Origin of the sequence: Leptospira broomii serovar Hurstbridge str. 5399 (assembly GCF_000243715.2) — a bacterium.
In the GTDB taxonomy this organism is placed as follows: Bacteria; Spirochaetota; Leptospiria; order Leptospirales; family Leptospiraceae; genus Leptospira_B; species Leptospira_B broomii.
In genome coordinates this window covers 1,408,066-1,430,746 of record NZ_AHMO02000008.1, presented here as the reverse complement: position 1 = coordinate 1,430,746, position 22,681 = coordinate 1,408,066, and the positions used below count along the sequence as shown (strand labels likewise).

Annotated in this window: 22 protein-coding genes; 17 read left to right on the top strand and 5 right to left on the bottom strand. The window is 42.5% G+C overall.

What is annotated here, in order from left to right:
• Positions 1-3 precede the first annotated feature (3 nt).
• Positions 4-570 carry a Maf family protein gene (locus tag LEP1GSC050_RS12325; RefSeq protein WP_010571515.1) on the bottom strand — a complete coding sequence of 189 codons (567 nt, stop codon included), beginning with the start codon at positions 568-570 and terminating at the stop codon, positions 4-6.
• A gap of 321 nt (positions 571-891) precedes the next feature.
• On the opposite strand from LEP1GSC050_RS12325, the gene LEP1GSC050_RS12320 reads away from it, so the two are divergent.
• Genes LEP1GSC050_RS12320 through LEP1GSC050_RS12300 form a run of 5 tightly spaced genes read left to right on the top strand, consistent with a single transcriptional unit; the run spans position 892 to position 4,499 of the window.
• Positions 892-1,551 (top strand): hypothetical protein, encoded by a 660-nt coding sequence (locus tag LEP1GSC050_RS12320; protein ID WP_232225710.1) that lies wholly within the window; start codon positions 892-894, stop codon positions 1,549-1,551.
• A gap of 40 nt (positions 1,552-1,591) precedes the next feature.
• On the top strand, positions 1,592-2,110 hold the full coding sequence (locus LEP1GSC050_RS12315) for a hypothetical protein (protein WP_010571513.1): 519 nt from the start codon (positions 1,592-1,594) through the stop codon (positions 2,108-2,110).
• Positions 2,107-2,850: an SDR family NAD(P)-dependent oxidoreductase gene (locus tag LEP1GSC050_RS12310; RefSeq protein WP_010571512.1), complete on the top strand. Its 744-nt coding sequence runs from the start codon at positions 2,107-2,109 to the stop codon at positions 2,848-2,850. The genes LEP1GSC050_RS12315 and LEP1GSC050_RS12310 overlap by 4 nt, the downstream gene beginning before the upstream one ends.
• On the top strand, positions 2,847-3,464 hold the full coding sequence (locus LEP1GSC050_RS12305; protein ID WP_010571511.1) for an L-threonylcarbamoyladenylate synthase: 618 nt from the start codon (positions 2,847-2,849) through the stop codon (positions 3,462-3,464). Before LEP1GSC050_RS12310 ends, LEP1GSC050_RS12305 begins: the two co-directional genes overlap by 4 nt.
• Positions 3,465-3,509: 45 nt before the next feature.
• Entirely contained in the window at positions 3,510-4,499 is a 990-nt protein-coding gene (locus tag LEP1GSC050_RS12300; RefSeq protein ID WP_010571510.1) for an aldo/keto reductase, read from the top strand.
• Positions 4,500-4,608: 109 nt separating this feature from the next.
• Here LEP1GSC050_RS12300 and LEP1GSC050_RS12295 read toward each other — a convergent pair whose 3' ends face one another.
• Entirely contained in the window at positions 4,609-4,965 is a 357-nt protein-coding gene (locus tag LEP1GSC050_RS12295) for an arsenate reductase family protein (protein ID WP_010571509.1), read from the bottom strand.
• A 133-nt stretch (positions 4,966-5,098) separates the two neighbouring features.
• On the opposite strand from LEP1GSC050_RS12295, the gene fliG reads away from it, so the two are divergent.
• The 6 genes from fliG (at position 5,099) to LEP1GSC050_RS12265 (ending at position 11,416) form a co-directional block, all read left to right on the top strand.
• Positions 5,099-6,112, top strand: coding sequence for a flagellar motor switch protein FliG (gene fliG, locus LEP1GSC050_RS12290; protein ID WP_010416486.1), 1,014 nt, complete (start codon positions 5,099-5,101; stop codon positions 6,110-6,112).
• 10 nt (positions 6,113-6,122) lie between these two features.
• On the top strand, positions 6,123-8,324 hold the full coding sequence (locus tag LEP1GSC050_RS12285) for an adenylate/guanylate cyclase domain-containing protein (protein ID WP_010571508.1): 2,202 nt from the start codon (positions 6,123-6,125) through the stop codon (positions 8,322-8,324).
• Positions 8,325-8,636: 312 nt separating this feature from the next.
• Positions 8,637-8,936, top strand: a complete 300-nt coding sequence (locus tag LEP1GSC050_RS21125; RefSeq protein WP_232225706.1) for a hypothetical protein — start codon at positions 8,637-8,639, stop codon at positions 8,934-8,936.
• Positions 8,933-10,123: an LIC10025 family lipoprotein gene (locus tag LEP1GSC050_RS12275; RefSeq protein ID WP_010571506.1), complete on the top strand. Its 1,191-nt coding sequence runs from the start codon at positions 8,933-8,935 to the stop codon at positions 10,121-10,123. Before LEP1GSC050_RS21125 ends, LEP1GSC050_RS12275 begins: the two co-directional genes overlap by 4 nt.
• A gap of 196 nt (positions 10,124-10,319) precedes the next feature.
• Positions 10,320-11,018: a urate hydroxylase PuuD gene (locus LEP1GSC050_RS12270; protein WP_010571505.1), complete on the top strand. Its 699-nt coding sequence runs from the start codon at positions 10,320-10,322 to the stop codon at positions 11,016-11,018.
• An 11-nt stretch (positions 11,019-11,029) separates the two neighbouring features.
• A complete protein-coding gene (locus LEP1GSC050_RS12265) occupies positions 11,030-11,416 on the top strand; it encodes a c-type cytochrome (protein WP_010571504.1) in 387 nt (128 codons plus the stop codon).
• Between the two features lie 81 nt (positions 11,417-11,497).
• Here LEP1GSC050_RS12265 and LEP1GSC050_RS12260 read toward each other — a convergent pair whose 3' ends face one another.
• Genes LEP1GSC050_RS12260 through LEP1GSC050_RS12250 form a run of 3 tightly spaced genes read right to left on the bottom strand, consistent with a single transcriptional unit; the run spans position 11,498 to position 15,291 of the window.
• Complete coding sequence (locus LEP1GSC050_RS12260) at positions 11,498-12,343, bottom strand: inositol monophosphatase family protein (protein ID WP_010571503.1); 846 nt, start codon at positions 12,341-12,343, stop codon at positions 11,498-11,500.
• Positions 12,344-12,364: 21 nt separating this feature from the next.
• Positions 12,365-13,315 carry an LIC_10030 family protein gene (locus tag LEP1GSC050_RS12255; protein ID WP_010571502.1) on the bottom strand — a complete coding sequence of 317 codons (951 nt, stop codon included), beginning with the start codon at positions 13,313-13,315 and terminating at the stop codon, positions 12,365-12,367.
• Positions 13,312-15,291 carry a beta-galactosidase gene (locus LEP1GSC050_RS12250; RefSeq protein ID WP_010571501.1) on the bottom strand — a complete coding sequence of 660 codons (1,980 nt, stop codon included), beginning with the start codon at positions 15,289-15,291 and terminating at the stop codon, positions 13,312-13,314. The genes LEP1GSC050_RS12255 and LEP1GSC050_RS12250 overlap by 4 nt, the downstream gene beginning before the upstream one ends.
• Positions 15,292-15,459: 168 nt before the next feature.
• On the opposite strand from LEP1GSC050_RS12250, the gene LEP1GSC050_RS12245 reads away from it, so the two are divergent.
• The 6 genes from LEP1GSC050_RS12245 to LEP1GSC050_RS12220 all read left to right on the top strand — a co-directional run bounded on the left by LEP1GSC050_RS12245 (position 15,460) and on the right by LEP1GSC050_RS12220 (position 22,641).
• Positions 15,460-16,317, top strand: a complete 858-nt coding sequence (locus LEP1GSC050_RS12245; RefSeq protein WP_010571500.1) for an Hsp33 family molecular chaperone HslO — start codon at positions 15,460-15,462, stop codon at positions 16,315-16,317.
• A gap of 8 nt (positions 16,318-16,325) precedes the next feature.
• Entirely contained in the window at positions 16,326-16,892 is a 567-nt protein-coding gene (tsaE, locus tag LEP1GSC050_RS12240; RefSeq protein ID WP_010571499.1) for a tRNA (adenosine(37)-N6)-threonylcarbamoyltransferase complex ATPase subunit type 1 TsaE, read from the top strand.
• Positions 16,889-17,578, top strand: coding sequence for a tRNA (adenosine(37)-N6)-threonylcarbamoyltransferase complex dimerization subunit type 1 TsaB (gene tsaB, locus LEP1GSC050_RS12235; RefSeq protein ID WP_010571498.1), 690 nt, complete (start codon positions 16,889-16,891; stop codon positions 17,576-17,578). Before tsaE ends, tsaB begins: the two co-directional genes overlap by 4 nt.
• A complete protein-coding gene (locus LEP1GSC050_RS12230; protein ID WP_010571497.1) occupies positions 17,575-20,439 on the top strand; it encodes a ribonuclease R family protein in 2,865 nt (954 codons plus the stop codon). Before tsaB ends, LEP1GSC050_RS12230 begins: the two co-directional genes overlap by 4 nt.
• An 80-nt stretch (positions 20,440-20,519) precedes the next feature.
• Positions 20,520-21,023, top strand: a complete 504-nt coding sequence (locus tag LEP1GSC050_RS12225; protein WP_010571496.1) for a hypothetical protein — start codon at positions 20,520-20,522, stop codon at positions 21,021-21,023.
• A 4-nt stretch (positions 21,024-21,027) separates the two neighbouring features.
• The gene (locus LEP1GSC050_RS12220; RefSeq protein WP_010571495.1) at positions 21,028-22,641 is read left to right on the top strand and encodes a GMC family oxidoreductase N-terminal domain-containing protein; all 1,614 of its coding nucleotides are present in this window, start codon (positions 21,028-21,030) and stop codon (positions 22,639-22,641) included.
• Positions 22,642-22,681: the final 40 nt, after the last annotated feature.

The window sequence follows — 22,681 nt, the reverse complement described above, 5'->3', positions numbered from 1 at the left end:
GCCTTACTTTTCTTTTCCCAAAAATTCAGACCAAATCCTATGATATAGGAAAAATTTTCGAATCGGGAACCCCAGAATATTGGTGTAAGAGCCTGTAAAGAATCGAACAGGAGAGCGGAGGTCCTGAATACCATATGCTCCCGCCTTATCGTAAGGCCGACATCTTCGAATGTAATCTAGAATCTCATCTCGTTTCCACGGTAAAAAGAGAACTTCGGAAACGTCGTAATCGAAAATCTCCTGATCCCGATTTCGGATCGCCATCCCGGAAAGGACCAGATGTGTGCGATTCGTTAAACTGGTAAGCATAAATATTGCTTCTTCTTCATTGGTCGGTTTCTGGAGAATTGCTCCATCACGAACGACTATCGTATCCGCTGATACTTGGACATCCAAAGTATTTAGGATCTGGGGGCCTAGTTTTGCGATAGTAATCCTTTTCAGATATTCGAGGAAGTCTTCCGTATCGAACGAGGTTTCATCCACATCGCACGCGTCAATAAAATAGGAGAGTCCAAGTGAATCGAAAATCTCGCGTCTTCTTGGAGAACGGGAGCGTAAGATCAGCATTCATCCATGTTCCAAGAAAAGCCTTGCCAGGCACTCCTTTTCCCGATATCACTGGACGAACGGATTGCAACGATGAAACATTTTCTTCGGATATCTCAAAAAACTTTTGCTATCGGATTTATTCTACTGTCGATCCTAGGCTTCTCTTCGAAATCATCCGCGCAAACGGGAGCGGCTGTCAATTCGAAAGATGAAAGCAATAAGCATTCCTCCGATTCGACATCTCCTTCGATAAGCAACCCGAATGTGGATCCGAAATCGCGAGCATACTCAATTAGGAAAAGATCATGGATAGTACTTCGCTATTTGCGGACGACGTTGTTGAATTTCGGAAGAAAAAACGAATGGGATGCACTCATATCAGAATACTCTAAAGTCGAATCCACCTTTCAAAGAGGAGAATGGGATTCAGCTTCCACGTCATTCCAGGCTCTAAAGGGGAAATTAGATCAGATAGCTGAGGCACAATCTAAGGATGTCTTGGCAAAATCGGATATGCTGGAAAAGGAATTACAGCCAAAAATCGTAGATTTAAAAATAGATAAAGATGCGGAGGGGCGGCAGTACGTTCCGGTAATGGAAAAGCATCTTCAGATTTTTCGTGACACTTGGCTTGCTGGTAAGGGGGAGAGAGAATCAGGTAACCAAGGACAAGGTCTTTATTTTGCTAAGCAAGGACTGCTCCATCTATATAAAGCGAAGATTCTTTTGGAAAAAACGAAAGAAGGAAAATTGGAGCCCGAGGCAAAACTCTCCAAAAATCGTGTTTTAGAAACGGATTATCTTAGTTCTGACGAAGTAAAATATTGGGATGACTGTCTGGAATTATTGACCGAGTCGGAAGAAATTCATCGTAAGAAAGAAAAGGAAGCAATTCGGAAAATTTATCAGCAAAGAAGAGGGTCTTTACCTCCTGAGGCGAAACAAGACGACGCTCCCGGAGTAAAAACGACATCCGGAACCGAATCGGGAAGGAAATGAATTTTCTTTATCTACGTTAAATGTCGGAATGTTATTACGAATGAAAGTGCATCGAAATATAATCAATATAATATTAATGCTTATCGTGTCGGTTACGTTGCCTGCTTGTCGTGGGATGAACCTACAGAATTTTAAAAATGTCACCTTTGACAAGACATGCAATTGGTTGGATTTATTTTGCGGAAAAGTGAAGGTCGTTCCGGATTTATCGGATTGCGATCCCTTTCACGAGGAATACGAGGGCTATAGTCATTATATCGATCGAGGCGTTTTAAAAGACGAATATAAGATCAGAGAAAACGCAAAACCGTCAAAGGAGCCGGTCGATCCTTTGGAACCGCTCCCCAAAAAGCGGGAATTGGATCGCGATACTCGCACGGATTACGGAAATAATATGCGATTGGATTCGAAAAAATTATTTGAACGATATGACATTACGGCGGGCCGGAAAGCTGACTATAGAAGATCTGAACACCCTTGCAGCCCAATTGATGGAGATGGAAGGCCTAAAGTGAATTATTCGGAACCTAGCAAAGAAACAGGCGGAGTAAAATTTTGAGAAACATATTCGATATAAGTGGAAGAACAGTTTTAGTAACGGGAGCTACCCGTGGAATCGGAAGGCAAATCGCGCAAGGATTTAAAGATGCAGGTGCGATCGTATATGGCACCGGATCCTCTTCGGAATCGATTAAACGGCTCGAAGGATCAGGTATCGAAGGATTTCCGGCAGATATTAGGGAAATCGGAGCAATGGATCCTGTCATCGAATCTATCGTAAAGAAACACGGAAAACTGGATGTTCTCGTGAATAACGCAGGGGTTGCCGCGAATTTACCGGCGGCTTTTTTTAAAGAAGAAGATATACAAAACGTTACTGAGACAAATTTTGTTGGTGTTTTCCGTTCCTGTCAGGCGTATTATAAAATACATAAAAAGAAGGGCGGAAATATTATAAATATTGCATCCGTTCTAGGAATACGAGGTACAAAATTTGCCTCAGTATATTGTGGAACCAAAGGTGCGGTGGTAAATATGACTAGAGCTCTTGCGGTCGAGTGGGTTAGTTCCGGTTATCGGGTAAACGCCGTATGCCCGGGATTTATAGATACGGATATGACGGATATGATCAAGGAAAAGCCAGAAGTAATGGCTCAAATGAAAGCGAGAATTCCGATGGCCCGCTTAGGAAAGCCCGAGGATTTGGTTGGAGCATCGCTTTATCTTGCGTCCGATGCAGCTGCGTATGTGACCGGACAAACTATCGTAGTAGATGGGGGCGTAACCTCTATAATATGATTCTATCCATACATCCCAAAAATCCGGAGAAAAGGATCCTCGGACAAGTTTCGCATAGATTGTCCGAGGGGGGTGTATACATATTTCCAACGGATACCGTTTACGGTTTGATTGCGGACTCACAATCCCACAGCGGAGTCGAGAAGCTTTACAAACTAAAAAATATCCCCAAAAACCAGCCCTTATCGCTACTCTGTCCTAACATTTCCGTAGCTTCACATTATATAGAACAACTTTCCAACGAGTCTTTCCGTCTAATGAAGCGAATAACTCCTGGACCCTTTACTTTCATCGTGAAGGCGAATAAGCATCTTCCTCGGGTTTCTTTTACCAACCAAAAGGATAAGAATATCGGGATTCGCATTCCGGATTCGAGATATCTGCAAGCCTTAATGGAAATTCATCCGAATCCGTTAACGTCGACCTCTGTCTTCATAAAAGAAGAGTTTATCATCGATGTAGAGATGTTGGAGGAAGAATACGGAGACCGAGTCGATGGAATCGTAGACGGAGGTATATTCCAGGTAGAACTTTCCACAATTCTGGACTGCACCGGCGACGGAATTGTGATCACACGCGAAGGTAAGGGGATGGAATTAGTCGCAAATCTCTGATTCTTTTCCTAACTTCTCTGCGTATCGTCGGTGCCAGGAGAGATCATGCAAAAAAGGCAATTAGGTAAAAACGGTCTTACGGTTTCCGAAATCGGCTTAGGCTGTATGGGAATGTCCGACTTTTACGGAAAAAGAGATGATGCGGAATCCATCGCGACTCTACATCGAGCTTTGGAGTTGGGGGTCAACTTCCTGGATACGTCGGATATGTACGGTCCTTATACTAATGAGGAGTTGATAGGTAAAACGATCCATGAAAAGCGGGATAAAGTCGTACTCGCGACTAAATTCGGAATCGTCAGAGATCCCAATGATCCGCAAAAAAGAGGGATCAATGGGAAAGCCGAATATGTTAAGCAAGCTTGCGAAGCTAGCTTAAAGAGATTAGGTACCGATTATATCGATCTTTATTATCAACACAGAGTGGACCCGGATACGCCGATAGAAGAGACGGTAGGTGCGATGGCGGAGTTAGTAAAAGAAGGAAAAGTCAAATACATTGGTCTTTCCGAAGCAGGCATTGATACTCTCCGAAAAGCGTCTAAAGTGCATCCTATCTCGGCGCTCCAAACGGAATACTCTCTTTGGAGTCGAGATCCTGAAGATGGATTACTGAATGCTTGTAGAGAACTCGGAATCGGGTTTGTCGCTTACAGTCCGCTCGGACGAGGTTTTTTAACCGGACAAATTACGAAATTTGAAGATTTGGATCCGTCGGATTATAGAAGATTCTCTCCCCGTTTTCAAGGCGAGAATTTTCAAAAGAATCTGGATCTGGTTGCCAAAATTCGAGAAATCGCGAAAGAAAAGTCGGTAACCCCGGGGCAATTGGCTTTAGCTTGGGTTCTCGCTAAAGGAAAAGATATCGTTCCGATTCCCGGCACCAAGCGTAGATCGTATCTTGAAGAGAATGCTAAAGCAGCAGAGATAACCTTGTCGAATGAAGATTTAAAACGAATCGATTCGATTGCACCGAATGGAGCCGCATTCGGGCTGCGTTACCCTGAATCGATGATGAGTTCGGTAGGAAGATAGATCGATTTTCAAGGAGCTTTGGCTTCACTCAACGAATGAATGAAGCCAAAGCGTGACTTTAGGAATGTCGAGTTCTCTTGAGTTCTAGTCGGATATTAGGACTAAAAGGTCACTCGAATATTTTTTTCCATTCGTCTTCTTTAAAGCCTACTAAGCCGAAAGTTTCCCCAAGAACAAACGGACGCTTTACAAGATTCCCGTTTTTTGAAAGTAAATCGAATTGTTCCTCGCTGCTCATTTTGGATAGTTTATCCTTCAGACCCAATTCTTTGTAGTCTCCTCCAGACGTATTGAATAAACGTTTAGAGTCGCCGTTCAGGTAGCCTAACATTTTCTTCAATTCGGCTTTCTTTGGAGGAGTTTCGCGGATTGCCACGGTTTCAAATTCGACTTTTTTAGATTCGAGGTATTTTAGAGCTTTTCTGCAGGTGCTACAGTTTTTGTACTCGTAGACTTTTGTTTTCAATGCCGGAAATCCTTACAATTTGCTACTTCCCAGAATGGTCCATTTATGTCTTCTTGGCAAGTCATTCCATAAGAAAAATCTTTGCCTTGAAAATACTCGATTTTGCCGATAATATCTTTTAGGAACCGAGACTGTGCTAAATAAGAAGACTACGCTAACAGGCAGACAGAAAGCGGCTATCTTTTTAATTGCCGTAGGCTCCGACGTATCGTCAGAAATCTTTAAGCATCTTAGAGAAGACGAAATCGAACAGATCACGTTTGAAATCGCCCGACTGGATAAAATCACTCCAGAGGATAAAGAGAAAGTTCTCGTAGAATTTAACGAGCTCATGATGGCTCAGGAATTCATCTCAAACGGCGGTATCGATTTTGCTCGCGGCCTTTTGGAAAAAGCCTTAGGAAATCAAAAGGCTATCGACATCATCAACAGGTTAACTTCGAGTCTTCAAGTTCGCCCCTTCGACTTTATTCGAAGGACGGATCCACAGCATCTTTTAAACTTCATTCAAAATGAGCACCCGCAAACAATAGCACTTATTCTTTCTTATTTAGATCCGCAAAAGGCTTCGAATATTCTTTCCAACTTGCCTCATACTATTCAAGCGGAAGTGGCAAAACGGATTGCTACAATGGACCGGGTTTCACCGGACGTCTTACGGGAAGTAGAAAGAGTCCTCGAGCGGAAGCTCTCCACTCTCGCCAGTGAAGACTATACGTCCGCAGGCGGTATCGACTCCGTAGTTGAAATTCTAAACTTAGTCGACCGGGGAACGGAAAAAACCATTATCGAAGCTTTGGAAGAGGAAGACCCTGAATTAGCGGAAGAGATTAAGAAACGGATGTTCGTCTTTGAAGACATCGTTCTTCTCGACGACCGTGCGATTCAAAAGGTCTTGCGAGAAGTTGACAACTCGGATCTGGCAAAGGCACTTAAGTCCGTCGATACTGAAGTTCAGGAAAAGATTTTCAAGAACATGTCCAAACGTGCCGCGAATCTATTAAGAGAAGATATGGATTTTATGGGGCCGATCCGCATCAAAGACGTGGAAGACGCTCAGCAAAAGATCGTAAATATTATTCGTAAACTGGAAGAATCCGGAGATATTGTTGTGGCTCGTGCTGGAGAAGACGAGCTAGTTATGTGAGGTCCCTAGTTTGGGCCAATCCGTTTTCCGTCGATTAACGTTCGTTCTTCTACTTACTTTACTGATCGCCCAGTCCGGTTGCGCTAGGAGAAAAGATAATTCTTCTTTCATCGATTTCGGTACCTTAAAATGGGAAGGCGTTTGGCTTACGGATCCGAAATTGGCTGCGGATGAATCAGCCCCGGCGAAATCGAAAAAAAAGATTTCTGCTCCTGATTACCGTTGGATAGAATTGCCGTCTTTTCCGTTTGCTTTTACTAAAATATTCCCGATTGCGCCAGGCTCAGGTCTTCACGAAGTGGAAGTGAGAGCCGTATTCGAATTCGATAAGGATGAAAAACTCTTAAAAATTCCTTCGGGGATTTATTTGCCCGACATTGGAGAAAATTGGATAGTCGAGCTGAATGAAGTTTTACTAAGAGAAGAAAGATATTACGGTGCGGATAGAGATCTTGTTAAACGGAGATCTTTAAAAGGGCTGATCATTCCTATTAACTCCGGCATTTTGAAGCCTAACAAAAATGAAATAAAGATACGGTTTTTCGGAACGGCTCCCGTCACGAAATATGTGCCTAACGATCATTTCGGATTTTATCATGCAAGCGGATTTAAAATTTCCCCATTGGAAGAAATTTATGATTCCAATTCCGAATATTTGGATATTTTCCTATTCGGAATTTATTTTATTTTCGGTTTCTATCATGTCCTATTCTATATAACTAGAAGACAAGATTCATACTATTTATATTTCGGATTCTTTTCTCTTTTATCATCCGTATACTTTTATTCGACATCATATCATATATATCATAAATTTGTTAATTTTCAAAACGGACCGGACACGAGCTATTTTTACAGACTGGAATTTTCCAGTCTGATACCGATCGTCCCCTTGTTCATGCTATTTATAAAAGACTTCTTCTATCAAAAAGAGAGAACGTTTTGGGCGATTCGGGTGTTTTGTACCGTAAGTTCGGTTTTTTTCATCGCTACTTGGGTTCTTCCATTTGAATTTCTTTTACCTAATCTTCGACTGTTTCAGTTTTTTCTGATTCCGATGCTGCTATATGTCCTGTTTTTCTCGTTTCAGGCCATCCGAAAGAATAAGCCGGATTCGATAAAGCTAGCCGTCGGGATTGGCATTTGCGTAATTTTCGGCATCTGGGACACGCTAGATGCTATCTATAAGATAATCGGGATTCATTACCCGTATTTCAAGGTCGCTTACTTCGCATTCATCCTTATCATCATTAGCCTGCTGGTTTCGAGATATGTGAGCCTTTATCGGGAATCCCAACAATTAAACTTGGAAATTTCCCAACAGAGAGACGCTTTCTACCGTTTCGTTCCTTCGGAATTCATTTCTATTCTGGATCGAAGAAACCCGGTCGACATCAAGATCGGGGATTCGCGTGAAAAGACGATGTCCGTATTCTTTGCGGACCTAAAAGGATACACGTCCATTTCCGAGAGATTAACCCCGGATGAGAATATAAAGTACTTAAATAAATATTTTTCCGGTTTCGAGGATATTATTTATAAAAACGCCGGATTCATTGATAAATATATCGGCGATGCTATCCTCGCTTTATTTTCCGATCATAGTGAACGCGCAGAAAAAGAACGATTCAATTCTGCGGATAATGCTCTTCAATCTGCGATAGATATGGTTCGCTTCGTGGGGACGATAGATGATGGTAAAACGGGTCTCGCGGATCTCGGGATTGGAATTAATACCGGACCCTTGATTCTCGGCACGGTTGGAAGTGAAAGAAGGATCGATACGACCGTCGTGGGAGACACAGTAAATCTTTCGTCAAGAGTTCAAAATTTAACGACTTTTTATAAGACGAAAATTCTGATTACCCATCACACGTATTTGCGTTTAAACCTTCTTTCCGATATTAGAGCCAGAGAAATCGATACGGTTATAGTTAAAGGTAAAACTCAACCTGTCATATTGTATGAGGTATATGAAGCGGATCCTCCGGAACTCGCGGAATGGAAGGATACCGTTAGATCAAAGCTTACCGAAGGGATTATTCTGTATAAAGTGGGAAATTTTAAAGAAGCCTTTTCGATTTTCCGCGAATTGTATAAGGAAAAGCCTCTGGACAGCGTAGTTCGCTTATACGCTAAAAGAACCAAATTATTCTTAAACCAACCTCCTTCAGCAGATTGGGACGGCGTTTTTAGGCTACATCGAAAGTAATCCATCGAGTAAAAAAATTTCTTAATCGGAATTCTTCGGGAACGCCTGAAAAAGACCTTCTGTCAAACTAAAATAGTGTTTCGCTCGGAGCCAAACCCATTTCTAAGAATAGCTCGCCGATCATTTTGGTTGGCCATGTTCTTTCCTGTTCTTCTTTCCTCAAAGGAAGTCGTACCAAGATTCACGTTAGAAGATCAAAATGGAAAAAAATTTTCCTCGGATTCGGTCAGTGGTAGGACATTCTTCTTTCTGGGCTGCGGCTTTCACGATATTGTAATTTGTAGAAAACACGGAAGGAAGATATACTGGAAAATGCAGACGATGTTATCAGATGATGATAGTGTGGAATTTTTCGCTTACTTAAATCTTCAATATGCTCCGAAGCAGGTTTTCGATTATATTTCCGACCAAAAAGAAAAGGATTACGAGAGCTTATTGTTAGATAAAAAGGGATCTCTCTCGGAAGGCTTGCAAGACGGTAAATCCTTTCTGAGAATATACTCTAGAAACGGATCATTAATTCATAAAGAATACTTTACTGCAGTAGATGATTCCACCGTTTCGCGCCTCTTCGAATTCGTTAAAAAGGATAGGTTAAAAGGAAGGAAATGAAATTTTTATATTTCTTTCCGATCATTACGCTTTCTTTCGGTTGCGTTCAAAAAAATAAAATCGCAGCCGAATATTTTGAGAATTATTTTAGGTACCAAGATTCGATTCGAAAGGATTTTAAAGAAGGGTCCGTAAGTCGTATATTGTACGGAAATCCCGAACCTTCGGATGAAAATGAATTCGTTCAGACCGGTGATTCGTTGACGATGGGAATGCGACTAGTTAAGGAAGGCCAAATTTATCGACCGGATATGCTCGGTTTTGCACCGACGGTGACACCGGAAGCTCCTTACGGTATTTTTGTAGAAGCAAGGAAACATTATTTCAGGGAACATCCGATTTATAAAATTAAAAGAGTTACGGAGATGATTTCTCCGGAATTGAGCGTTATCGATGTGCTGCCTCATATAGAATCTTTTTTGGATCACATTCGTAATCCTCTGGCCGACGATTTGACAAAGGTTTCCGTTCTGCAGGAGTTTCTTTGTGCAAATCTAGAATGTGATATGGTCAGGGATGAAAAAGCGATAACGCTCTCTTATACGCTCTCAAGTAAGACGAAGGAGAATTTTCCTTTGGCATATCAGAAATATGGAAAGCGTTTAGAGCAAGCGGCCTTCCGGTTGCAACTATTTCAGCCGGGTGGATTTTCCAGCGGATGGGAAATTTATAATGAAGGAAAAACGATTTATCTTAATATCCCTGCTTCACCGAAGGGGTATTGGGCAAAACCCAAAAGTATCCATGCTCGATTTTACTTAACTTTAAGCACGTTCGGTCTAAAAATCGAGATTCGAGGTTTGGGTTACTCTCTTCGCTTTGTCCGAAGTCCCAAGACGGATTCGGTTTCGGGGCAATTTACGAAAATTCCCGAAACGAAAGTCGGAGGAAGGTTTCTATCGATCTTTCCTCCGGGCTTTGTAAATATTTTTATACCCGGCAATATGCAGGAGTACTTCGAAAATTATTTTGAACTTTTAGTCAACGGTTCTGAAGGAAACGGAGGAAGTAAGTTCGTGTCGATCACTCACCGCAACGGACGATGGACAAAAGTTACCTTAACTTCCCAGTCGGAAATCTTACGGGAGAGGTTCTTACCGTTTAGGTCGAAGGAGGAAGAGGATTCTCCAAGTTTTGTCTCGGAATTTGAAAGGGCGGTTGTGCAGGACTTAGGCGGGAAGAAATAAGAAATCCGCTAGTTGCACTCCTATGCTATTTCGGAATTTAAAACCCAAACGATTCGGCTGATCTTTTCACATTGGAAAGGATTTCAATTTAGAAACTTTCTAAAACTGCTTGACTTAGCTTCTTTTAAAACGAATCTATGAAGGGTTCGGTTTTCCAACTGAATCGTGAAATTTTTGAACTGTGAGCGGAGGAATCATGGAACTCGCCCTCTTTACCCAACAGGGTCTCTATTTTATAGTTAAATATATCCACTTTTTAGCGGGTATTACTTGGATTGGAATGCTGTACTATTTCAATTTCGTTCAGGGACCTTTCTTTAACGAAACCGATGCGGAAACGAAAAAGAACGCTACTCAAAAACTTGTCCCTAGGGCGCTCTGGTGGTTCCGATGGGGAGCAATGATCACATTTCTTTCCGGAATTTTAATGATAGCTCTTGCTCTTGCCAACGGGATTCCGCATAATTCGCAATGGGTTGTCGTAATTCTTGTAGGTGCAGTATTCGGTACCTTTATGTGGGCAAATGTTTGGTTCGTAATTTGGCCGAATCAAAAGGTAGTGATCGCAAAGGCAAAAGGCGAAACGACGGTTGATCCGGCGCCGAACGCAAATCGTGCATTTGTGGCATCAAGAACCAACACTCTTTTCTCCATTCCGATGTTATTTGCTATGGGAGCTGCAAGAAATCTTCCGTTAGCTTATAGCCCGAATAAATTGGGACTTTTCTTAGGGGTAATCGTACTTATTATTCTGATTTTCGAAGTGAACGCATTAGTAGCGGATCAAAACGGCCAGACTGTAAAGCCGATCAAATCCGTAAAAGCTGTGATCACCAGCGGTGTGATATTCTCGTTAGTTACCTATCTTTTGATGGAAGCGTTACTGACGGCATAAGGATGAATAAAATGAATCGTTCCCATAATAACGGGTTCGGTAAAATGGGGGGCGGTTTTAACCGCCTTTCTTTTTATACCTGTATATTTAGTTTTTCTTTTATAATTCTTTTTATTAGCTGTAAAGGAGAAGAAAATCTTTCTCCGGAACAAAAATTATCCGCTAAAGGAAAAGGAATTTATATCGCAAATTGTACGGCTTGTCATAACCAAAATCCTAAGTTAGATGGAGCTGTCGGACCTTCGGTCGCAAACTCTACATTCGAATTGTTAAAGATGCGGATTCGGGATGGCGAATATCCGCAAGGCTATAAGCCGAAACGAGAAAGTAAGTTGATGACCAAGTTTCCATTTAGCGATGATGAAATCTCCGCTTTAGAAGCCTATTTAAAGCAGTAACGCTATTTGTACCGAATGTTCTCTAATGAGAGAGTCTAAATGATAGATTCTCTCATTAATTTTACGGAAAATTTTACCCTGTTAATTTCTTCCGATAGAGATTCGCACATTCCGCAAAATATCGATGATCTGTTTATGAATTTTTCCATTGGAAGCGACGACTTCAGCTTGGCCCGAAAGAAAATGTCTTCCCTGAAAGTCTGTTAACTTTCCTCCCGCTTCGGTAAGGATAACCGAACTTGCCACCGTATCCCAGAGCTTAACTCCCTTTTCCCAAATACCGTCCAATACGCCTTCCGCTACCCAGCAAGTATCCAAAACGAAGGATCCGGTTCGCCTCATTGATCTGCCACAGCTTATAAAGGCTGTGATGTCGGAAATTACTTCGTTCAGAATTTCTTTTCGATTTGTGGGAAAGCTGGATACTAGCAGGGATCGAGCCAGTGCATCCGTGTTTGAAACATCGATTCGCAGACCATTCTTAAAAGCGCCTTGGCTAAGAATTGCTGAATACCTTGCATCTAATTCGGGTGCAAAGACGATTCCGGCGACAGGAGTTTCCCGATGTTCCAATCCTACTGATACCGCATACAAAGGAATTCCCCGTACAAAATTCATAGAACCGTCGATCGGATCCAGAACCCAACGAAAAGAATTACTACCTTCGAACCTATAATAATCTTCCGAAATTATGGAATCGGCCGGGAAATTTTGACGAATGAACTCGATTAAGAATTTTCCCATCAATTCGTCGGCTTTCGTAATTCGCTCTTTTTCTTCCGCTTCCGTTATGATGCCGAAGACTCGGATTTCTTTCTGCAATTTCCGAGCGGATTCGAGAACCAACCCTGAAATCGATTGAACGGACTTGATCCGTTTCTTAACTTCTTCAAGGGGAAAATCTATCGGCGGGGCAAGTGATTCCATTGGCGTACGACTCGAATTAGGTTAGGTCCGTTCTTCCCTCAAGATCTTCCAAGCCATATTCCCAGATGGGGACACGATACGCTCCGACGTATATGAACGGAGCCAGGCATAGAGGGATTCCCGGGCGGATTCTTCAAGAGTCATATTGTCGGGTGTTAGCAAAAGATCAACAACTTGCCGGAAGGAAATAAAGTCACCGGCGATCTTAGAAGAAGAACTTTCCAAAAATCTAGCAGTTAAAGTTAAGTATTCTACCGCCAAGGGTTCGAAGATACGCCCTAAAAGCCAATCCTTAGCGGTTACCCCCAGAGTTTCTGTAATTATCTTAATTTGTTTAGAATAATCTACTTCATCAAAAATTTCGGAATAAGTATGCCGAAAACTATCGTGATGCTCTGCTCCTACTTGGACCATAAACTCGGATTCGCTGTACTTTCTCGGGAAAAAATCCACGGTTAGTCCGTCATCAAGTATCAAATAGTCTAGCGGAACGACTCTCGCTAAGTAATAGATTCTCTTAGTGTTAACCGACATAGTTCTTCCTTGAACCGCCTGAGTCACTATATCGATCTTGTCCGCTCCCCCTAGATACATTAACTGAAAGCTAAGTACTAAAAGGTAAGGGGGAAGATGCTTCTCCCAGTACTTAGGCGAATTTTCCCTAAAAAACTGGTCGTCGGGATAAAAGGGTTTAACTAAAAAAAGTCTGTCACTATCTCTTTTTGGTCTCGGCTCAGGCAGTACAAGGCAATTTGAAACTAGCTCGGGAACTAAACTTTTCGCAACTTCTAAAAAAGCCCGCGCAGCCGGAAAATCGACTTCAAAAACGGAACAAGAAGGAAGAATAAAGTTCTGCTCAAATTCTATATAAGGAGTATGCAGATTATCCACAAAAATCGAATGTTCGGAATTTTTTGCCGATGTTTCTTCCGCTAGTAAAGAATTTAGTTCGATAATCTCCTTTCGATTCATGTTTTATTCCGCGGAAAAATTCGAACTTCGAACGGTTTTAATAGTTTCAAACCTGCAAATGACCGTTTACGAGAGTGATTCATAAGGATTTCATAATCTTTCGTTTTTCCTTTTCGGAAAACTTTTTCCACGTTCGGACCATAGAATGTAAACGGGACTCCTGCTCTTCGGAGAATTCTTCTATATACCAGCATAAAGGAAGTAGGATGCAGGCTGGCCCCGATATATATGACGGATCCCTTTCCGAACCGGTTACAAGTTATTACCGGCATCCCTGTATAGAATTTATTTCCGGCGGTATATTTGGCCCAAACCTCCGCGGTATCGAGTTCTATAATCTCACATATTTTAGAACAAGTACCCGGAAGAATTCTGAATCGAAATTTAACCCGTTGATTGCCTACGGCTTCGAATTTTCTAACCCTGATTCCAGCCATAGCCTGAAATGGGCCGGGGGCTTGAGAATCCAACATCCATCCATTTTTATTCTTAATTCCCGCCCTGTAACCGAGAACGAGAGTGCCGCCGTTTTTCACATAATCTCGTAAATTGTCGACAACCTGGTCGTCTATCATCGAGTATAGAGGAAGAATTATTACTTTATATTTAAAAAAATCGGTTTTGTTGGCAGGAAGAAAATGCGTATTAACGTTCAGAATGTTCAGCCCTGCAAACCAAGTGGCCATCTCGACGTCATATCCGACCTGGGCAAAAGGAACCGGAGAAAATTTTAAGCCAGCCGAAACAGGCTGATGTTTGAAATTTCTCGCATTGTCGATATCGTGTAAGACCGCCACTTCCGCCGGAAAAGATTCCGAGGCAAAATCCGATGCTTCCGGAAGAATTTCCAAAATACCCGTCTGCAATTCGAAATATCTTTCCGTCAGCGATTTATCGTGATCTAAGATGCCGTAACAAAGCTGTTCTTGTCCGTAGCGAGCCGTTCGATAACGAAAGAAAACGATTTGCTCCGCGCCTTGAGCTATTGCTTGCTTCATCCAAAGTTTTGTTTGGCCGGGGGCAGGTAAATAACCTAGGACATCATGTCCCTGAAACCCGGAGATTTGTTCCATTACGGTAAAGGATTTATTTTTCAAACCTCTATTATATTGGTGCATGGCGGATATGAAAGGATGGGGAAAAGGTTCCTCTTGCTCGCCCCAAGTAGGATAATTATCCCATGAAACGTAATCCAAATCTTCAAAAAGTTCGGACATATCTATGATGGGCAGAAAAGGACTAGGATATAAGTTTGTAGTCAGCTTTCTTTCCGGCGAATGCGTTCTTAAAATCTTTGCTTGAAGCTTTACAAAAGCTACGATCGTGTCCGAATGAAATCGATAAAAATCTTGAATCATCGAGGGATGATAGTTTGCCGAAATATGCGATCCGGGTATGGAAATTTCATTCCAGTCTCCGTAGAGAACGCCCCAGAAAATATTTCCCCACGTTTCATTTAGGTTCTTAATTGTTTTGTATTTATTTTTTAACCAAAGTCGGAAAGCCCGTAATGAAGTATCCGAATGATCAATGTCCGAGCCCTCGTGTCCTATTTCGTTGTCTATTTGCCAGGCGATTACGGTTGGATGCGTACCCAATGACTGAGCCATTTTTGTTACGACTCGGATTACCGCGTTTCTATAGTTGAGTGAAGAGAAACAAGCTTGTCTTCTAGTACCGATCGTTCTCTGAATTCCATCCCGAACTTGCATCACATCCGGATACTTCCTGGCCAGCCAAGGAGGAAACGTCGCCGTAGGAGTTCCTAGGATGACCTTCATATCAAACTTACCGACTAAATCTAATATTCTTTCCCAGAAAGAAAAATCAAACTTTCCTTCCTTGGGTTCTATCATCCCCCAAGAAAATTCTGCCAGTCTAACGATCGAAAGACCCATGTCTTTCATGATGCGAAGGTCTTCCTCCCAATCCTTGGGAGTCCATTGTTCAGGGTAGTAATCTGCGCCGAATCTCATACGTTCTATTATTAAATAAGTAGAGACGATCTTCGTAAAAAGGTACCCTTCTTTCCAGAAAGAAAACTGAGAATTAGGAGTTTATTACGGAAAAAATACTGTCTTTTCGATGCGATTCAGGGAGAATAGAACGGTGCAAGTTCGAATAGGACGATTCTAAAGCTTTTCATGGAAAATAGAGACTCTTACGTTTATGGAATTTTACCGGACGTTCATTTCCGCTATTCTGTGGCGGAAATTTCTTATGCAGTCACGGCCGCGTCACATCTTCATGGAATTGACGACACCGGTACGGAGCTTCTAGGTCGGACGATGCTTGCTGCGTTTTTCCTTGCGGACCTTGTAAAAGAAGAAACCAAAGTAAGTGTTCAGATTCGATTCTACGACGATTCTCAAATTCATTCAGTGTTGGCATATAGCACTCGTGATGGAAGAATGAAGGCGACTCTTCGTTATCGACCGGAAGAAGATATAGAAAAAGATCAAATTTCCGAAGAGAACTTGGGCATACTAAAGGTCTTTCGTTGGAGAAACGGCGAATGCATTTACCAATCGATCGTTCCGTTTCGTAACGTCAGTTTTGAAACGAATATCGAGAATTATCTTCGGGATTCGGAACAGGTACCGTCGTTTTTAATCGCATATTTCAAACAAGACGGATTGCATTGGAATGTACGAGGAATTCTTTTACAAGCGCTACCTGAAGCAAAATCGGAACATGTCGAGGCGGTTCGAGAATGGGCCGGCGTTATTGAAGAGAAGAAATTCGAATATTTAGGTACAGATTTAAAACAATGTCTGTCTCTTCTCGGTAAACTCGGAAGTACTGAAGTTCAACTTTTAGAAGAAGGGCAACCGCAATACAAATGCGATTGTTCGGAACAAAAAATTAAAGAACTGATTCAGACCCTAGGAAAGGAAGAAGCTATGGATATCGCCGAAGAGCAAGGTCAAATAGAAGTCACTTGCGAATTTTGTAATTCTATCTATCGCTTTCCAAAGGACCAAGTCCTGGAGCTCTTTTAAAGGAGACGATGCGTAAGGAATACGATAATATAAGTCTTGATGCTTTAAATATCCCCGCCCGTAGTCTTGCAAAATCTATCGGAACGGTGTGGAAGCTTGGAAAACATCCCGTTGTTCTATTATCCGGGAAAATGGGTTCAGGAAAGACGACCTTCGTATCATACTTTGTGCGTAATCTTTGCAAAGAGTTCGGTACTGACGTCGAATCATTATCAATATTCGTAAACTCTCCAACTTACGCTTTTTTGAACGAATATCCGTTGCCTATATTTCAAAATGCTATAGGTGAATTCTTAAGCATTTATCATTTCGATTTATTTCGATTATCGGACGAGATAGAAGCGGATGATTTGGGATTTTACGACTACTGGGGACGCCGGGGAATTTGTTTGGTTGAATGGTGGGAGCGAGCCAGGGAGAATTTCATCTCGCTTCCTTTCGGAATTCAAATTAAGATAGAGGAAAACACGGAAGAGACTCGTAATCTTAGCATCGAATGGAACGGTAGCGGCTGGAAACAGTTCGAACCCGAGTTACATCTTATTTTGAAAGAAGAAAAAGAGGAAGTGGGATGAAGAAGATCCTTTTCTTTGATGCGACAAATCGTTGGATATTGGTTGAATCTTATCTTCTGTCTCCCGAAGGTGAATTGATAATAGTACAGAAATACCAAGGACTTCATCACAGGGAATCCTCGCAGCGATTGGTAAGGGAGATAAAAATATGTCTGGAAGAATCCGGATGGAATTCACCGGATCTTATCGTAACTGCGACAGGACCCGGATCGTTTACGGGGATTAGAATTTCGGTGTCAACGGCCAGGAATCTTGCTCAAATTTGGAAAATTCCCGCACTAGGTTTCGACAGTTTGGACGTATATTCCGCTCATTATTTCCAAGAAAGCGGAACGACGGCAATTGTTGCGATCGAGGCCAAGCAAAGTAAGATCTATTTTGCCCTAAGAGATCAAAGCGGTTTCTGGGGAAGCATCGACGTGCTTCCCGCTGAAATTGCCGAAGTCATCCCCGAGGATAGATTATCATCGTATTTAACGGGGATCCGTTACTCGGATTGTCCCGATTTTTATATCGGAGAGAACATGGAGAATATTCTCCCTTCTTCAGAAGCTCTCCTTCGTGAAAGAACTGAAGAAATAAAAAGAGCGGTTTCTGAGCCGGAAGAATTTTCGTTTCTCCGCCTTGTTCCCAATTATATCCGCGGAACGTACGCGGACGACAAACATAAGGTATTTTTTAAATGAAGAAAACAAAGAAAAAAGCGGTAGATACAAAACCGTCTAAAAAGAAAGTCACACAGCCGGCAGTTAAAAAGAGCGCTAAAGGGAAACCACCAGTAGCAGCATCTCGTCGGCCGTCTCGAAAACAAGGTTCGTCCGAAAAAAGACAAAGCAAGCCGCAACTTGAACACATAGATCTTCCTGAATTATCCCCTGCGGAGGAGCGCAAAATTAAAGAAGCGTTCAAGGCACGAATCAAAGGTCATTCCAAGAAAGAAAAAAGTAAGGAAGAGCGGGAGCGTGACGAGAGAATTTCGCGCGAAGGTTTGGTGGAACGAAAGCGTATGGAGGCTCGAAGTAAAGCGAGAGCTCAGGGACGAATCGCGGCGGAAAAGCTCGTAAGGAAGCAAGAGCAGCAAGGTCATTCTCAAGAAATTCGGAAAATAGAAGAAGAACATCTCGGGCAAGATAAAGAGGATGCGCATGTTAGGGCTTCCAAAATCGAGAAGAAGCCCAAGCATGAGAAATCGCCCGATGAGAAAAAATCCCGCCATAGTTCGGAAGTTCGAGATAAAAAAGAAACCGTAACGAATAAGTCGGCGGAATCAAATCCGAAGCATAGCAGTGTCGAACGTCATGCAGACCGGCCGAACGGATCTCATTCTAAAAAAGAAAGTCACATTCCGGGATACGATCAAAAGCGGTTCAGTCGCAGTTCCGGGACTCAAGATTGGGAAAGAGAAAGCGAGCCTAGTAAAAAATTACTAAAATACCTTCGCACAAAGGCGGGGAAGGTGCTTTCCTTCCATGAAACATTGTCTCGGTTAGGGGAAAAAGCCGGAACCAAAAAGAAAAAATTCAGAAAAGAAAAATGGGAAGCACAAGAGACAAAACGCTCCGCAGAAGAATATCTAAGTATATTTGAAAAAGAGGGGCTAATCGAAATTCAGGGCAAAAACATACTCGTGCATCCCGATCAGACATTAGAGGGAACCATCTCGCTAAGCAAAAAGGGGGACGGTTTCGTGAAACTGACTACCGGAACGGAAATTTTCGTTCCTTCGCAGTACACGGCAACTGCGATTCAAGGAGACACCGTTCAAATTTTACCTACCGGAATGGGTAGGAAGGGAAAATTGGAAGGCGAGGTGGTGTCGGTCCTTCGAAGAGGAAGAGAACTCTATAGGATGAAGGTCACGGAAAAATCCGATAAATTCATAATCGGAACTTTCTTAGACATGGATGGAGAAGGAAAGGAATCATTTCTACCTCGAAAGAGCTTATTACAAGACATTCAAGATGAAATCAAACTCGGTGACGTTCTCGTAGTTAGCTTAAAGGAAGAAAATAATCACGAAAGAAATCTTTACGAAGCTCACTTCGTTCGTTTTGAATCGGATACGAAAGAAGACGTGGATTTGCTGCGGATGCTGATGAAGTATAATTTCAAAATTCAATATCCCGACGATGTCGAGTTGGATTCTCTTCCAGAAGAAGTAAGCGAGACCTCGGTCTCGGATTGGGGTTCCCGAGTAGATTTACGAAATTTGAAATGTATTACTATCGACGGCGAATATTCCAAAGATTTCGACGATGCGATTTCTTTCGAAGTAGAAGGAAAACGAATTCGATTTTATGTGCACATCGCGGACGTAGCGAATTATGTTGAACCGGGTTCGCCATTGGATGTAGAGGCATACACTCGCGCTACCTCCGTATATATGGGAAGTAGAGTCGTGCCAATGCTTCCTCCGGAGCTGTCCGAAAATCTTTGTAGTTTGGTCGCTGATAAGAACAGACTTGCCTTTACGGTTGAAATGGACGCGGATTGGCAAGGAAACATTACGCACGCTAAATTTTACAAATCGATAATTAAAGTCGCTGAAAGATATACATACAATCGTGCCGAAAAGGAGATCCTGGAAGGCGGCCCGGAAAATTGGATCGGAAAAATGATGAGTTTCGCAAATGTTCTTCGCGAAAGGAGACTCGCCGAAGGCAGGGTGGACTTGAATCTGAAGGAAACGAAAGTAATCACTGATAACGAGCATAATATTATAGAAATTGCAACCGTAGAAAGGTTAAAGGCACATATTCTCATCGAGGAATTTATGCTTTCTGCAAACATTAAGGTGGCCGAATTCATACGAAAAAAGAAACGTCCCACGCTCTACCGAGTGCATGAGCCGATGGATGTGGAGAAGCTCGATAGTTTGAACGCCTTTCTTAATTTGAACGGAATTAACGCTCAATTAAAAGATACTAGCTACGAATCGATCAAAAACGTTTTAGGCGTTATTAACGGTAGTCATGCCGAACGCTTGTTCAATATTTCTTTGCTAAGAAGTTTTATGCAGGCTTATTACTCCGGAGAACAGCTTGGGCATTGGGGACTTGGATTCAAAGACTATTGCCATTTTACTTCGCCGATTCGGAGATATCCCGATTTGGTTTGTCACCGAGTTTTACAAAGTATTCTTCTGGAGGAGGAAAATTTGTATAACGACGAAGATATTAAAATTATGAGCCTTCATACTTCCCATGAAGAGCGTAAGGCTGCAGATGCCGAAAGGGACTACTATAAACTAAAAGCATGTCGCTTTTTGGAAAAAACCGGAATTCAAGAATTTACTGCAACTCTTACAGGGTTCAAGTCGGCGGTCGCATTTGTCGATTTGGATACACCGATGGTCGAAGCAATTATTCCGGCCTTGGAATTTACGGATGAAGGCGAATTGATATTAGAAAACGACTTCTCTTTCTATTCAAAAAAATATTCAAAACTATTCACTCTTGGCGAACAGCTTTCGGTAGAATTGGACCGAATTGATTTTGAAGAAATTAGAATCTACGTTAAGTTAAAAAAATTCCAAAAGAAAGGGTAGACAAAGGATCCGGAGGAAATTAGAACATTCGTTACGATAAATTTTCTGTTTTCGAACACGAGACTTCGGGGGGTATCTAGTTGGAATCTTTGTTATCTGAAAAGATCTCGCGTAACGTTTTTCTAAAATTCTTATGGAAGAGCGCCGCTGTAACGGCGGTCGTTCTTCCTCAAGCATCTTGCGGTGGCGAGCCGGTACCTCAATTAAAGGGACTGTCGGCATCTCAATACCATGCATTTCGATCCTTGCAGGAAGTATTTTTACAAGGAAATCCCCTGCCCGATTTCGACTTGGGTATAGCGGCCGATCAATATATTTACGGTCATCCGTATCCGATTGAAACGGAATCCACTCTTCAATTGCTCGCTTTTTTGCCCACCTCAACGTTGGTTGCACTAGCATTGGATTTTTCATTCACGCCTCTTGCCAGTCTTTCAAAGGAAAATAGAGAAAAACGTCTCCTATCTTGGAAACACTCGTCTCTTTCTTTAAAACGCGGTGCATATAATATCATGCGCCAACTTTCCTTCTTCTTGGTTTCCAAGGAGAAAAGCTTTCAGCAACTCGTAGGATACGAAGGATAAATTCATGGGCGGAATTCCAGCGGCAAACGATCACATTCTTACTCCGAATAAACACGCAGATTTCTTAAACCGGCAAGGTATTAAAGACGGAGTTTGGAAAGTAAAAACAGAAGTAGTAATCATAGGTTCCGGAGCGGGAGGCGCCGTAGCAGCGGCTACGTTGGCTAAAGCGGGCTGGAAAGTTTTGTTAATTGAAGAGGGCTCGTATTTCACTCCGGCAAAATTTTCGGGAGATGAATTTATTTCGCAAGCGCGGTTGTATAGGGATGCGGGCTTTATAGTTACCGAAGAGCAAACGATTTCTATATTACAAGGAAAGACTTTGGGTGGGTCAACCACCGTGAATTGGCAGACTTCGCTTTATCCGCCGAATTATGTTACGGACGAATGGGACAAGCGATTCGGATTAAAAGGATACGGTCGCGAGGAGATGAATGATATCATTTCCGAAGTACACGATCGAGTCGGTGTACACGAGGTCCCCGGAAACCTGATAAATGCAAACAATAGTATTTTAATGAAGGGTGGTAAAGCCTTAGGATTGCATCCGGAAGTTTTAAAAAACAATAATAGAGGGTGCATAGGCTTGGGTCGATGCGGGTTAGGTTGCCCGATTAACGCTAAACAATCCACTTTTTTAACCTGGATTCCGGATGCAATCGAAGCCGGCGCAACCGTCGTTCCGAATATGAGAGCGCAATCCATTAAGGACGGAGCAATCAAAACAGTCATTGCTGAATTTTCCCCGGATGCTTACGAGAAGGCGCCGGACAACGTAATTCAAAAAATGATAATAGAAGCATCGGTAGTTATTCTGAGCGCCGGGGCGATCGAAGGTCCCGCGCTGTTGCAAAGGTCCGGTTTAGGGAACGATTGGGTTGGTCGGAATCTTAAACTTCATCCGACGAGTACGAACTTTGCTTTATTTGACGAGAAAATCAATATGTTCTCCGGGCCTCCGCAATCGGCAGTTATTAAAGACGGTCATAACCAAAATGGGACCGGTTATGGATTTTGGCTTGAGGTAGCTCCTTTTCGGCCGACTCTTGCAAGCTCGCTAGTACCGTTTTATGGTAAAAACCAATTCGATATACTTAAAAAGTACCCTCATATGAATGCAGGCATCGTCCTCGTACGAGACGGTGCCGACGGTGAAGCAAATGCCTCCGTAAAATGGTCTTTAGGTAGAAGGAAGGTTTATTTCGAACTTACACCTACGGACGGAAAGAACCTTCTGAAAGGCATAAAAATGTTGGCAGAGGTTCAAGCAGCGGCAGGGGCAAAAGCGATCGTCTTCCCATTCCCGGATATTCAGGAGCCTGTTCCTGTCGAAAAAAGTAGCAAATTTAACTGGGTCTTGGAAAAGAGCATCGAACCGGGTCGCCTTTCGGTAGGTTCAGCACACCCGCATGGATCAATTCAGGCGGCTGATTCTCCTGAAAAAGGTGCGGTCGATCAGAATTTCGAGCTCTATGGACATAAAAACATCTTCGTAATGGATGCTTCTGTCTATCCGACAGGGCTTTCCGTAAATCCTCAAATAACTACGATGAGCGTCAATTTGCGAGCAGCCAGAGCCTTGGCCTCACGCAAGTCGGAAATTTTGGGAAATAATTAATTCCAGTCCGGCGAAGAGAATTCCACTTTATCAAGGAAGC